Genomic DNA, 13,516 nt, shown 5'->3' with positions numbered 1-13,516 from the left:
TCAATCCGGCACGATACTGTCGAGCGCGGGCAAGAGCACGACGCTCTCCTGCTCGTTGGGATCTGTCCGCGCGATGATCGCCGTGCAGGGCGTGCTGCTCAAATTGGCGGGCAGATGCGGAACGCCCGCCGGGATATAGAAGAGCTCGCCGGCATGGACGATGACGTGGTTCTCGAGATTGTCGCCATACCAGGTATGCGCCTCGCCGGAGAGCATGTAGATCGCCGTCTCGTGCGCCTCGTGCAGATGCGCCTTGGCGCGCACGCCGGGCGGGATCGTCAGGAGATGCATGCAGATGCCCTTGGCGCCGACCGTTTCCGCGGCAATGCCTTCGAAATAGCTGAGCCCCTGCTTGCCGTCATAGGCGTGGCTGGGGCGAACAATGTGGCAGGTGGGCTTTGACTTAGCGTCCATTCTCATTCTCCATGGACTTTGCCGCGGCGTGTGAAACCGGGCGGCAGCATAACATGCAAACCGCGCAGGCGCGGGGAAAACAGGACTGGTAACATCTCGATGCAAGCAGCCTCCGTCGTATCCGCCAAGGATCTCTGTCTCACCTTCCAGACGAATGACGGGCCGGTGCATGCGCTGAGCAATGTCAATCTCGACGTCAACAAGGGTGACTTCGTCTCCTTCATCGGCCCATCCGGCTGTGGCAAGACGACGTTCCTGCGCGTCATCGCCGACCTGGAGAAGACGACATCAGGCGAGATCAGCGTCAACGGCATGACGCCGGAAGAAGCCCGCAAGGCCCGCGCCTACGGCTACGTCTTCCAGGCCGCTGCTCTCTATCCCTGGCGGACGATCGAGAAGAACATCGCCCTTCCCCTTGAAATCATGGGCTACTCAAAGGCCGACCAGAAGAAGCGCATCTCTGAGGCTCTCGAGCTCGTCGAGCTTGCCGGCTTCGACAAGAAATTCCCCTGGCAGCTGTCAGGCGGCATGCAGCAGCGCGCCTCGATCGCCCGCGCACTCGCCTTCGACGCCGACCTGCTGCTGATGGACGAACCCTTCGGCGCGCTGGACGAAATCGTCCGCGACCATCTGAACGCCGCTCTGTTGAAGCTCTGGGCCCGCACCAACAAGACGATCTGCTTCGTCACCCACTCCATTCCAGAGGCGGTCTACCTCTCCACCAAGATCGTCGTCATGTCCCCCCGCCCCGGCCGCGTCACCGATATCATCGACTCGACGCTGCCGAAGGAACGCCCGCTCGGCATCCGCGAGACGCCGGAGTTTCTGGAGATTGCGCACCGGGTGCGCGAGGGTTTGAGAGCGGGGCATAGTTATGAGTGAGCTGATGTTTGAGGCCGTGGTTACCCCCCTCTGCCCTGCCGGGCATCTCCCCCACAGGTGGGGAGATCGACTCGTGGCAGACTTCGCGCCAAGCATCACCGTTGGAGCGAGCGGGTGCGCCCAGCTAATCTCCCCCCTTGAGGGGGAGATGTCCGGCAGGACAGAGGGGGGTAACCCCACCCTCTTAACTCAGAGGGTATCCGCATGAAACCCGACACCCTCAAGGACAAGATCGTCCCGGTCCTGACCATCCTCGCCGCCCTCGTCGTCATCTGGTATATCGCCGCCGTCTTCATGAACGCGCCGTTCCAGCGCGACATGGACCAGCGAAACAACATCACGCCGACGACATCCGAATTCATCTCCGCCACGCTCTCCCAGCCGAAGCCGATCCTGCCCGCCCCGCATCAGGTGGCGCAGAACGTCTTCGAGAACACCTTCCTCAGAAAGCTCTCGAGCAACCGCAGCCTCGTCTATCACGCCGGCGTGACGCTCTCCTCGACGGCGCTCGGTTTTGCGCTCGGCACCATGCTCGGCATCCTGATCGCGGTCGGCATCGTCCATATCAGGGCGCTGGACCGCAGCCTGATGCCGTGGATCATCGCCTCGCAGACGGTGCCGATCCTGGCGATCGCGCCGATGGTCATCGTCGTGCTCGGATCGATCAATATCACCGGGCTGATCCCGAAAGCGCTGATCTCGACCTACCTGTCCTTCTTCCCGGTTGCCGTCGGCATGGTGAAGGGGCTGCGTTCGCCCGAGGTGATGTATCTCGATCTGATGCGCACCTATAATGCCAGTGCTGCGCAGACCTTCTGGAAGCTGCGGGTGCCGGCCTCGGTTCCCTTCCTCTTCACTTCGATGAAGGTGGCGATCGCCGCCAGCCTCGTTGGCGCCATCGTCGGCGAATTGCCGACCGGTGCCGTCGCCGGGATCGGCTCGAAGCTGCTCGCCGGTTCCTATTACAGCCAGACCATCGATATTTGGGCGGCGCTGGTGGCGGGTTCCGTGCTGGCAGCACTGCTCGTCGCGATCGTCGGGCTCGCCGCCAAGATCGTCGATCGCGCCATGGGCGGGAGACCGGCATGAAATATCTGACGCTCTCCTGGCAAAGCGCGCTGGCGCTGCTCTTCTGTCTCGGTGCGCTGGCCTCGCTGCCGCTGCTGGCGGACGGCGCCCCCGCCCCGTTCAGCAGCCAGACCACGACGCTTGTCGTCATCATCATCGCCGCCGCGGCGCTGATTTCGTTGACGGCGCTGCCGCCGCTCTATTCGGCAACCGTACTGCTGCTGGCCTCCTTCGATGCCGCTTGGCTGCTCCTGTCGGGCATCACCGGCAACGAGGGCATGGCGACGAAAGCGTTCTTCCTGCTGATCGCTGCCGCCTGGCTGCTCGCCTGGCGCTGCGTCACGCTGCTGTCGGATCTGAAGCCACTATCAAACACCGGCAAATCCTTTCTGCGGCTGTTGATCCCGGCGATCTTCGGCGCCTGGATCCTGATCCTCTGGGAGGCGGCAACGCGCGGCGGCGGCATCCCCTTCGTCATCCTGCCGCCGCCGAGCACCATTGGTGTGCGGATCGCCAATTCTCTGCCGATCCTCGGCGAGGACGTGCGCCAGACGATCTTCAAGGCCGTGCTGTTCGGCTATGTCGTCGGCTGCGCCTCCGGCTTCATCGTCGCGATCCTCGCTGACCGCGTCGCCTTCCTGCGCCGCGGCCTGCTGCCGATCGGCAACATGGTCTCGGCACTGCCGATCATCGGCGTGGCGCCGATCATGGTCATGTGGTTCGGCTTCGACTGGCCGTCGAAGGCCGCCGTCGTCATCATCATGACCTTCTTCCCTATGCTGGTGAACACGGTGGCGGGCCTTTCCGCCTCCGGCGCCATGGAGCGGGACCTGATGCGCACCTACGCATCCGACTACTGGCAGACGCTGCTGAAGCTCAGGCTTCCGGCGGCCATGCCGTTCATTTTCAACGCCCTGAAGATCAACTCGACGCTGGCTCTGATCGGTGCCATCGTTGCGGAATTCTTCGGAACCCCTATCGTCGGCATGGGCTTCCGCATCTCCACAGAGATCGGCCGCATGAATGTCGACATGGTCTGGGCCGAGATCGCCGTCGCGGCGGTGGCTGGCTCGGTTTTCTACGGCGTCGTCGCCCTTGCCGAACGGGCGGTGACTTTCTGGCATCCGTCTATCCGTGGTGGCTAGGCGTCGCTTTGTTCCCGCAAATGGGATTGGGGCATAACTTCAGAGGGAAAAAACAAAATGAAGAAGTTGATGGTTGCAATGATGGCGAGCGCCATGTCGCTCGCCGCCGCTAACGCGATGGCGGCCGACAAGGTGACGCTGCAGCTGAAGTGGGTCGCGCAGAGCCAGTTCGCCGGCTATTACGTCGCCAAGGACAAGGGCTATTACGAAGAAGAAGGCCTCGACGTCGATATCAAGCCGGGCGGTCCTGACATCGCCCCGGAACAGGTGATCGCCGGCGGTGGCGCCGATGTCATCGTCGACTGGATGGGCGGCGCGCTGGTGGCCCGCGAAAAGGGCGTTCCGCTCGTCAACATCGCCCAGCCCTACCAGAAGTCGGGTATGGAAATGATCTGCCGCAAGGACGGCCCGATCAAGACCGAAGCCGATTTCAAGGGCCATACGCTCGGCGTCTGGTTCTTCGGCAACGAATATCCGTTCTTCGCCTGGATGAACAAGCTCGGCCTGAAGACGGAAGGCGGCGCCGATGGCGTGACCGTGCTGAAGCAAAGCTTCGACGTCCAGCCGCTGCTGCAGAAGCAGGCCGACTGCATTTCCGTCATGACCTACAATGAATACTGGCAGGCAATCGATGCCGGTCTGAAGCCTGAAGATCTGATCGTCTTCAACTACAGCGCCATGGGCAACGACCTCCTGGAAGACGGCCTCTACGCCAATGAGGACAAGCTGAAGGACCCGGCTTTCAAGGAAAAGATGGTCAAGTTCGTCAAGGCCTCGATGAAGGGCTGGAAATACGCGACCGAAAACCCGGATGAAGCAGCAGGCATCGTCGTCGATGCCGGCGGCCAGGACGAAAACCACCAGAAGCGGATGATGGGCGAAGTCGCCAAGCTGATCGGCGACGGCAGCGGCAAGCTCGACACGACGCTCTACGAGCGCACCGCCAAGGCTCTTCTCGACCAGAAGATCATCACCAAGGAGCCATCCGGCGCTTGGACGCACGACATCACCGACGCCGCTTCCAAGTAAGCGGAATAGGCGACATCGCGGAGAACGCGCGGAGAAATCCGCGCGTTTTCTGCTTTTTTAACGCCGATTGAAATTATTTGGCGTGCGCATGTCGCATCTGCCATGCCTCGATCGTCTTCAGATTATACGCTGCGATCAATCATCGGAATGCAAACATAACCTGACGGTGATTGATCTATACGTAAACGGTAATTAATGTGCCACTCATGGGGAATTGTTTTCTAGCGGTCTTGTACGTCGCGCAAACCGATACCACGTACAAAACCAGATTTGCCGGACCGGGGACTTCTCTGTATGAGAGACGGCAAATGCGGGAATACCTCTGAGTAGTTAGACAGAGACGGGAATGGCCTGTTCGCAAGCTGCAGCATCGCTGCGCCGATTTTGGCCGGACATTTTGACATAATTGGATGACGACGCATGGCACGCACGCTTGAAATACTACGCGCCTCCACCCTTTTGATCGCCATCATGGCGGTATCGCCGGTCTTTGCCCAGGAGGCCGAAACGGCCACCACGAAGCCGAAGCAGAACCTCCCGGCCATCGTCGTCACCACGGCGAAGACCCGCGCGCTCGTCGATCGCGTCGTCGCGACGGGCACCGTCAAGGCCGTCGAGGAAGTCTATATCCAGCCGCAGGTCGAGGGCCTGTCGATCAGCTCGCTGAATGTCGATGTCGGCGACAAGGTCGCTGCCGACAGCACGATCGCCACGCTGAACCCCGATTCCCTGCTGTTGCAGAAGAGCCAGATGCAGGCGACCAAGGCCAAGGGCGAGGCATCGCTTGCTCAGCTTCGCGCCCAGCTGGTCGAAGCCCAGGCCAATGCCTCCCAGGCCCGTCAGCAGCAGGACCGCGCCCAGGAAATGGTCAAGAAAGGCACCGTCTCGACTGCAACGGTCGAACAGGCCGATGCGGCTGCCGCCTCCGCCAATGCCCGCGTCAGCTCCGCGGAGCAGGCAATCGAGGTCGCCCAGGCCGATCTGAAGGTCACCGACAGCCAGATCGCCGATGCCGACCTGAAGCTCGCTCGCACCGACGTGAAGACGCCGGTTGCAGGCACGGTGGCGGCCAAGAACGCCAATGTCGGCGCCATCGCATCCGGCACCGGCGATCCGATGTTCACCATCATCCGTGACAACGATATCGAGCTCGTCGCCGAAGTCGGCGAAAACGACATCATGAAGATCCAGCACGGCCAGAAGGCGACGATTTCGCTTGCCGGCAGCCGCGAGAAGCTCGCAGGCTCTGTGCGCCTGGTCTCCCCGACCGTCGATCCGACCACCCGCCTCGGCCTGGTGCATATCCTGATCGACGACGACAACAAGGCGCGCTCTGGCATGTATGGCAGCGCCGAAATCATCGTCAACACGGCTGAGAACGTGGCGCTGCCACTGTCAGCGGTGCTGACGACGAACGAGGGCTCGTCCGCCCGCAAGGTCGAGAACGGCGTGGTGAAATTCGCCGCCGTCGAGACCGGCATCCAGGACGGTGCCTTTGTCGAGATTACGAAGGGCCTGAAGGACGGCGAGGAAGTCGTTGCCAAGGCCGGTGCCTATGTTCGCGACGGTGATCACATCACCCCTGTCCGCGAACAGCCTGCTGCTTCCAACTGAGAGACGGCCCGATGAACTTTTCAGCCTGGTCCATCCGAAACCCCGTAGCGCCGCTGCTGCTCTTCGGCCTGCTGCTTTTTGTCGGCATCCAGTCCTTCAACAAGCTGCCGATCACGCGCTTCCCGAATATCGACGTACCGCTGGTCTCGATAGTCGTGACGCAGAGCGGCGCTTCGCCCGCCGAACTCGAAATGCAGGTGACCAAAGAGATCGAAGACGCGGTCGCCTCGATCACCGGCATCGATGAAATCCAGTCGACGGTGACGGACGGCCAGTCGCAGACCGTCGTGATGTTCCGCATGGAAGTGCCGACCGAACAGGCCGTGCAGGACACCAAGGACGCGATCGACCGCATCCGCAGCGATCTTCCGGCCAATGTCGAAGAGCCGATCGTCTCCAAGGTCGATGTCGAGGGACAGGCGATCCAGACCTTTGCCGTCTCCTCTCCCGACATGACGCTCGAGGAGCTCTCCTGGTTCGTCGACGACACGATCAAGCGCTCGCTGCAGGGCCAGAGTGGCATCGGCCGCGTCGACCGTTACGGCGGCGCCGAGCGCGAAGTGCGCATCGAGCTCAACCCCGACAAGCTGAACGCCTATGGCATCACCGCGGCCAGCGTGAACCAGCAGCTGCGCGGCACCAATGTCGACCTCGGCTCCGGCCGCGGCCAGGTGGCAGGCAGCGAGCAGGCGATCCGCGTTCTCGGCGACGCCCGCAATGTCGCCGAACTTGCCAACACCACAATCGCACTACCGAACGGCCGCTTCGTCAAGCTGACCGATCTCGGCGCCATCAAGGACACCTATCAGGAGCCGAAATCCTTCTCGCGCTTCGACGATACGCCCGTCGTCACCTTCGGCGTCTTCCGCTCCAAGGGCGCCAGCGAAGTCAGCGTCGCCGAGACGGTGGCGCAGAGCCTCGACAAGGTGCGGGCGGAAAATCCGAATGTCGGCATCGAGCTGATCAACGATTCCGTCTATTTCACCTATGGCAACTACGAAGCCGCCATCCACACGCTGCTCGAAGGCGCGCTGCTGGCCGTCATCGTCGTCTTCCTGTTCCTGCGGAACTGGCGCGCAACGCTGATCTCGGCGATCGCGCTGCCGCTGTCGGCGATCCCGACCTTCTGGATCATGGACCTGATGGGTTTCTCGCTGAACCTCGTCAGCTTCCTGGCCTTGACGCTGGCGACGGGTATTCTCGTCGACGATGCGATCGTCGAAATCGAAAACATCGCCCGCCATATCAAGATGGGCAAGACGCCCTATAGGGCGGCGATCGAGGCGGCCGACGAAATCGGTCTCGCCGTCATCGCCACGACGTTTACGATCATCGCCGTCTTCGTGCCGGTGTCGTTCATGCCGGGCATTCCGGGCCAGTACTTCATCCAGTTCGGCCTGACCGTCGCCTTCTCGGTGTTCTTCTCCCTTGTCGTCGCGCGTCTGATCACGCCGATGATGGCAGCCTATCTGATGCGCGCCGAAGACGGCCAGGAAGATCATCACGATAACGATGGCGCCTTCTTCCGCGGCTATACCCGGCTGATCCGCGCCACCACCGGTCACTGGTGGAGCCGTTATGCGACGCTGATCGCCGCCATCGGCTTCCTCATCGGATCGGTCTTCCTGCTGTCGCAGGTTCCGGGCAGCTTCCTGCCGCCGGAAGACGCCTCGCGCATCGTGCTCTCGGTCGAGCTGCCGCCGAATGCGACACTCGATGACACCGACAAGACCAGCAACGCCATCTATGAACGCGTCAAGGATATCGACGGCGTCGAAAGCGTCTTCGTGCTCGGCGGCGCTTCGCCGAAGGGCGATCTCGAGCTGCGCCGCGCGACGATCACCCTGTCGCTCCACAAGCTCGATCAATCGCTGGTCAAGAAGCTGGTCAACGACGTGCTCGGCTCCATCCCGGTCATCGGTCCGCATCTGCCGAAGGTCGAGGTTCATGGCCGCGTGCGCCCGCAGTGGGATATCGAAAAGGAAGTCTTCGCCAAGGTGAAGGACATTCCTGACGTCCGCATCCTGAAGCTCAACGACCGCGGCGAACGCGACCTGTCGTTCAACTTCCTCTCCAAGAACGATCAGGACCTCAACGAGGCCGTCGGTCTTCTGGAATCGAAGCTGCGCGCCGATCCGCTGCTCGCCAATGTCAGCGCCGACGGCGCCCTGCCCCGTCCGGAACTGCAGGTCCGCCCGCGCAAGGATCAGGCCGCCCGCCTCGGCATCACGCCGCAGCAGATCTCCGAGACCATCCGCGTCGCCACCATCGGCGACGTCGATGCCGCACTCGCCAAGATTTCGCTCGACGACCGGCAGATCCCGATCCGCGTCCAGGCATCGCTCGACATGCGCCGCGATCTCCAGGCCATTCGTGCCCTGAAGATCCAGACCGCCAGCGGCGGCAGCGTTCCGCTCTCGACGGTCGCCGACATCGACTATTCGGAAGGTGTCAGCTCGATCAAGCGCAACAACCGTTACCGCGTCGTGGCGATCGGCTCCGACCTGCCGCAGGGCGTGGCGCTGGATACGGCCTCGGCCCGCTTCCTTGAGATCGTCAGGGATACCAAGATCCCGTCAACGGTGCAGCTCGTCGAAAGCGGCGACACCAAGGTGCAGAAGGAAATGCAGCAGAGCTTCGTCAACGCCATGTTGATGGGCCTGATGCTGGTACTTGCGGTGCTGATCCTGCTCTTCAAGAACGTGATCCAGCCCTTCACCATCCTGTTCTCGCTGCCGCTGGCAATCGGCGGCGTGGCGGTCGGTCTACTGGTCACCAACAATCCGCTGTCGATGCCGGTTCTGATCGGCATCCTGATGCTGATGGGCATCGTCACCAAGAACGCCATCCTGCTCGTCGATTTCGCCATTGAGATGCGCCGTCACGGCCTGTCGCGTGTCGAAGCCATGGTGGAGGCCGGCCGCAAGCGTGCCCGCCCGATCATCATGACCTCGATCGCCATGTCGGCCGGCATGCTGCCGTCGGCCATGGGTGTCGGCGAAGGCGGCTCGTTCCGCGCGCCGATGGCCATCGCCGTGATCGGCGGCATCATCGTCTCGACGGTGCTGTCGCTCGTCGTCGTTCCCTCCTTCTTCCTGATCATGGACGATCTCTCCCGCCTGCTCGGCTGGATGTTCGGCCGCCTCGTCGGCAAGAAGGATGTGGAAGAGCCCACCTTGTCCCGCGAAGAACTGACGGAAGCCGTCGGCTCGCTGAAGGACCGGGTGAGCGCGATCGAAAACCCGGAAGCCAAGCAGAAGAACGCCAACAGCAACGGCAAGAACGTGCTGAGGCTGCCGCCCTTCGCGGCGGAGTAACGGGGACGTCTCTTACAAGAAGGCCGGGCTCAATGCTCGGCCTTCTTGTTTGCGGGATGGCGCACAGACCACCGCGTTTCCCTCATCCCTGTGCTCGTCACAGGGATCCAGCCGGCCCAAGTCCTTGGGCCGAAAAAGACTCTTCCCGCCACGCAGACGCGCGGCGACTGGATTCCTGTGACAAGCACAGGAATGAGGGCATTTTGGTTGCTGCCCCTCACACCTCTTCCTCCACCCTCAACTGCGCCACCTGCTTCTCCCCGCCGTTGAAATAAGACGCAATCAAATGCCCCGCCGAAACGGCAGCGACGCAAAGCACCACCGAGACGGCGATATTCGCCCCTGCCCGCGTCATGGCGCCCGAACGGATCAGATCGAGCGTCTGCAGGCTGAAGGACGAGAAGGTGGTGTAGCCGCCGCAGAGGCCGATCATCACGAAGAGCCGCATGTTCTCTGAAACGGGAAACCGGCCATGTGCCAGCGTCAGCGTGCCGAACAGGCCGATGATGAAGGAGCCGGTGATGTTGATGATGATCGTACCCCAGGGCAGGTTGCCGCTGATCGGCGCCGCCAGGACCGAGATCAGATATCGCGCCAGGGTGCCGAGAGCGCCGCCAGCCATGATGATCAAGCAGGTATAGAGTGACATGCACGCCTCACTATATCGGCGGGCAGTAGACACACTCCCACCGTCGATTGAAATCGCGGTAGGAGTCATCAGCCATCACGGCGGTTATCGGGGGCACTCCATCCCCATCGCGAACAGGCTAATCGCGGCAGGCCGGAGATGCAACAGGCTCACGCCGCGTCATTTTGCATCGCTGTGGCTGCGTCTGGCCACAGCGTCCACATCACCTGCCGGAACGCATCAGGCCGAAAGCCCGCCATCGGCGATAATCTCGGCGCCGGTGACGAAAGCGGCGCCAGGGCTTGCGAGATAGGCAACGACGCTGGCGATCTCGTGATCCTTGCCGTAGCGGCCAACCGCGATGCCGGGACCGACGATCTGCGAAATCGGTCCGCCATCCGGGTTCATGTCGGTATCGGTCGGGCCGGGATGGACGGTGTTGACGGTGATCCCCTTCGGCCCGAGATCGCGAACCAGGCTGCGATTGAACCCGGCGACGGCGCCCTTGGTCAGCGTGTAGAGCGACGCGGTCGGAAAGGCCGCGTAGCGCACCATCGACGAGCCGATATGAATGATGCGGCCGCCGTGCTTCATCCGGCGCACAGCTTCCTGTGTCGCCACGAACATGCCGGTGACGTTGACGGCAATCATTCGCTCGTAATCCGAAAATGTCGTCTCCTCAATGGCGCCGCCGAGCGCGATGCCGGCATTGTTGACGAGAATGTCGATCGCGCCGAAGGCTTCCCCGGTCTTTGACACCGCGGCCCGCACCGCAGCGGGATCGCCGGCATCGGCCTGGATTGCGATGGCACGTCCGCCACCAGCCTCGATATCCTTGACGACAAGCGCGGCGCGGTCGGGCGACGCATGGTAGGTGATGGCAACCGCCGCCCCATCCGCCGCCAGCCGTCTGGCGATGGCAGCGCCGATCGAGCGCGAGCCACCGGTGACGAGTGCTGCCTTGCCTGACAGGGGTTTCGATAGATCGGTCATTTCCTGAACTCCAGTTTTGTTTCGATGGAGCGGAATATGGCCAGTCTATTCCATTGCGATTAGCGGGTAATGGATTTAATAAATTTCAAACAATCGTTGAAAGTGAAGAGATGGAATCTCTGATCAACCTGGAATCCTTCGTCAGGACGGCGGAGCTCGGCAGCTTTTCCGCCGCGGCGCGACGGCTGGCGGTGACGCCTGCTGCCGTCAGCCGCAACGTCGCCGTGCTCGAGGCAAATCTCGGCATCCGGCTCTTCCAGCGCAGCACCCGCAGCCTGACGCTGACCGAAGCGGGCGAGCGCTTTCTGCAGGCGATCGGCGACAATCTCTCCGGCCTGCAGAACGCCATCGCTTCGGCGGCATCAGACGAAGCGGCGCCTTCGGGCACGTTGAGAGTGAGCATGAGCCCGACGCTCGGCATCGGTTATATCCTGCCATTGCTGCCGGATTTCCTGGCGCGCTATCCGCTGATCCGGCCGGAATGGATGTTCGAGAACAGGCAGGTCGACCTGATCGCCGAGGGCTATGATGCGGCGATCGGCGGCGGCTTCGAGCTGGCGCCGGGTGTGATCGCCCGCACCCTTGCGCCCGCCCACATCATCGCCGTCGCCTCCCCCGCCTACATGCGTGGGAGATCACCACCCGAGGAACCGTCGGACATGGCCAGTCTCGACGGCATCGTCATGCGTGCCAACCGCACCGGCAAGATCCGCCTGTGGCAGATGCGCAATGTCGCCGGCGACGAGCAGGCGGCGGCGCCCAGAGAGCGGGTCGTGGTCGATGATCCGGCAGCCATGCGCGAGGCCGCGCTGATGGGCATCGGCGTGGCGATGATCGCCAAGCCGGACGCGCTGCCGCATCTGGAACGTGGTGACCTCATCCGTGTTGTCCCGCAATGGTATGTCGATGCCGGACCGGTCTCGATCTACTATTCGGGCAGGAAACTTCTGCCGCTGAAGACCCGCGTCTTCATCGATTTCGTTCTCGAAGCCTCGCGGCGGGAAAACTGGGCAGAACGCTTCACCGGAAGCCTCGGCGAGCACGGCCCCTGACGCTTCCGCGTCAGAGCCCGCCATGCTCCTTGAGGAAGCTGACGATCGAGCCGATACCATCGCCGCGCTTCATGTCGGAGAACACATAGGGACGGGTTGCCCGCATGCGCGTCGCGTCCCGGTCCATCACCTCCAGATCGGCGCCGACATAGGGTGCCAGATCCTTCTTGTTGATGACGAGAAGGTCCGACTTGGTGATCCCCGGCCCGCCCTTGCGGGGGATTTCCTCGCCTTGGCAAACGGAGATCACATAGATGGTGATATCGGCGAGATCAGGCGAAAAGGTCGCCGCCAGATTGTCGCCGCCCGACTCGATGAAGACGACGTCGAGATCGGGGATGCGCTGGTTCAGCCCGGCAATCGCCTGCAGATTGATCGTTGCATCCTCGCGGATGGCCGTATGCGGGCAGCCGCCGGTCTCGACGCCGACGATGCGGTCCGACGGCAGCGCCTGCATGCGCATCAGCGCTTCGGCATCCTCGGTCGTGTAGATGTCGTTGGTGACGACGGCGACGGAATAATCGTCACGCATCGCCTTGCAGAGCTTCTCCGTCAGCGCCGTCTTGCCGGAGCCGACAGGCCCGCCGATGCCGACGCGGAGAGGTCCGTTTCTCGATTTCATAGATGTCACTCCAATTCGTCCGATGATAGCCGCCGCGCATGTCGGCCGCCACCGGCAAATGACGCAGATGCCTGCCTTACGAGCGGAAAAGTCTGGTGCTCTGGGTCTCGTGCCGCAGCGTCGTGATATCGGCCTGAACGGCCGCGGCGCCGAGATCGTCGACGCCCGAGACCAAGGCCTTTCCGGCAACAGCGGAGATGACCTGCTCCAGCCTTGCGAGAATGGCAACGCCATCCTTCTGCCCGGTCACGCCGAGGCGGATACCGGCCGAAACGGCCTGCGAGACATAGGCATGCAGAAACGCTGCCAGCGCCTTGTCCAACGCAATGGCATGGGCGCCGGAAACGGCGCCGACCGCGACCGGATAGGCGGCCTGCTGCGGCAGCCGGTCGAAGACCGCATCCGGCCATGCGCGGGCAGCAGTCAGGAATGCTTCGCCCAGGAGCATCGTCTCCTGATGCCGTTCGCGCGAACCGGCCAGCGCTTCGGCGAGCGCAGCGAACTCGGCCAGCTCAGTGGCATCACCCTGCCCGCGCCACGCCGCGGCAAAGATCACCGCGTCGTTCCAGACATTGCCATGCGTCAGCAGCGTCGAGATCCAGGTCTCCAGCCCGGCCGCATCGGCGACCAGGCCATCATGGACGGCGCGCTCCAATCCGCCCGAATAGGCGAAGGAACCGACGGGAAAGGCCGGCGAGAGCCATGCCATCAGGCGCAGCAGCGCCTGCAGATCATCGTTCCCGGTCATCGCC

The 13,516-nt window shown here is 62.7% G+C and carries 12 protein-coding genes and 1 riboswitch; of the genes, 7 read left to right on the top strand and 5 right to left on the bottom strand.

What is annotated here, in order from left to right:
- Positions 1-414 (bottom strand): cupin domain-containing protein, encoded by a 414-nt coding sequence (locus J2X43_RS11275; protein WP_112516359.1) that lies wholly within the window; start codon positions 412-414, stop codon positions 1-3.
- 99 nt (positions 415-513) lie between these two features.
- Between J2X43_RS11275 and J2X43_RS11270 the strand changes: the two genes are divergently transcribed.
- The 6 genes from J2X43_RS11270 to J2X43_RS11245 all read left to right on the top strand — a co-directional run bounded on the left by J2X43_RS11270 (position 514) and on the right by J2X43_RS11245 (position 9,469).
- Positions 514-1,296: an ABC transporter ATP-binding protein gene (locus J2X43_RS11270; protein WP_310294008.1), complete on the top strand. Its 783-nt coding sequence runs from the start codon at positions 514-516 to the stop codon at positions 1,294-1,296.
- A gap of 204 nt (positions 1,297-1,500) precedes the next feature.
- Positions 1,501-2,385: an ABC transporter permease gene (locus J2X43_RS11265; RefSeq protein WP_112516356.1), complete on the top strand. Its 885-nt coding sequence runs from the start codon at positions 1,501-1,503 to the stop codon at positions 2,383-2,385.
- A complete protein-coding gene (locus J2X43_RS11260; protein WP_310294004.1) occupies positions 2,382-3,509 on the top strand; it encodes an ABC transporter permease in 1,128 nt (375 codons plus the stop codon). Before J2X43_RS11265 ends, J2X43_RS11260 begins: the two co-directional genes overlap by 4 nt.
- A gap of 57 nt (positions 3,510-3,566) precedes the next feature.
- A complete protein-coding gene (locus J2X43_RS11255) occupies positions 3,567-4,538 on the top strand; it encodes an ABC transporter substrate-binding protein (RefSeq protein WP_310294003.1) in 972 nt (323 codons plus the stop codon).
- 420 nt (positions 4,539-4,958) lie between these two features.
- Positions 4,959-6,152: an efflux RND transporter periplasmic adaptor subunit gene (locus J2X43_RS11250; RefSeq protein WP_112390437.1), complete on the top strand. Its 1,194-nt coding sequence runs from the start codon at positions 4,959-4,961 to the stop codon at positions 6,150-6,152.
- 11 nt (positions 6,153-6,163) lie between these two features.
- A complete protein-coding gene (locus J2X43_RS11245) occupies positions 6,164-9,469 on the top strand; it encodes an efflux RND transporter permease subunit (RefSeq protein ID WP_310294000.1) in 3,306 nt (1,101 codons plus the stop codon).
- A gap of 217 nt (positions 9,470-9,686) precedes the next feature.
- Here J2X43_RS11245 and crcB read toward each other — a convergent pair whose 3' ends face one another.
- Together crcB and J2X43_RS11235 are read right to left on the bottom strand one after the other, a co-directional pair.
- Complete coding sequence (crcB, locus tag J2X43_RS11240) at positions 9,687-10,118, bottom strand: fluoride efflux transporter CrcB (RefSeq protein WP_310293998.1); 432 nt, start codon at positions 10,116-10,118, stop codon at positions 9,687-9,689.
- A gap of 52 nt (positions 10,119-10,170) precedes the next feature.
- Positions 10,171-10,233, bottom strand: a riboswitch (Fluoride riboswitch).
- 104 nt (positions 10,234-10,337) lie between these two features.
- Positions 10,338-11,090: an SDR family oxidoreductase gene (locus tag J2X43_RS11235; RefSeq protein ID WP_310293996.1), complete on the bottom strand. Its 753-nt coding sequence runs from the start codon at positions 11,088-11,090 to the stop codon at positions 10,338-10,340.
- A 110-nt stretch (positions 11,091-11,200) separates the two neighbouring features.
- Here J2X43_RS11235 and J2X43_RS11230 point away from each other — a divergent pair, with 110 nt between their 5' ends.
- Positions 11,201-12,142, top strand: a complete 942-nt coding sequence (locus J2X43_RS11230; RefSeq protein ID WP_310293995.1) for a LysR family transcriptional regulator — start codon at positions 11,201-11,203, stop codon at positions 12,140-12,142.
- Between the two features lie 10 nt (positions 12,143-12,152).
- On the opposite strand, the gene ureG is transcribed toward J2X43_RS11230, so the two are convergent.
- Complete coding sequence (ureG, locus tag J2X43_RS11225) at positions 12,153-12,764, bottom strand: urease accessory protein UreG (protein ID WP_310293994.1); 612 nt, start codon at positions 12,762-12,764, stop codon at positions 12,153-12,155.
- Between the two features lie 76 nt (positions 12,765-12,840).
- Positions 12,841-13,512: an urease accessory protein UreF gene (locus J2X43_RS11220; protein WP_310293992.1), complete on the bottom strand. Its 672-nt coding sequence runs from the start codon at positions 13,510-13,512 to the stop codon at positions 12,841-12,843.
- Between the last annotated feature and the right edge of the window lie 4 nt (positions 13,513-13,516).

This window comes from Rhizobium sp. BE258 (genome assembly GCF_031457345.1).
Taxonomy (GTDB): Bacteria; Pseudomonadota; Alphaproteobacteria; order Rhizobiales; family Rhizobiaceae; genus Rhizobium.
Note: the sequence above shows the minus strand (reverse complement) of the source record. Positions and strands in the feature narration are given on the sequence as shown.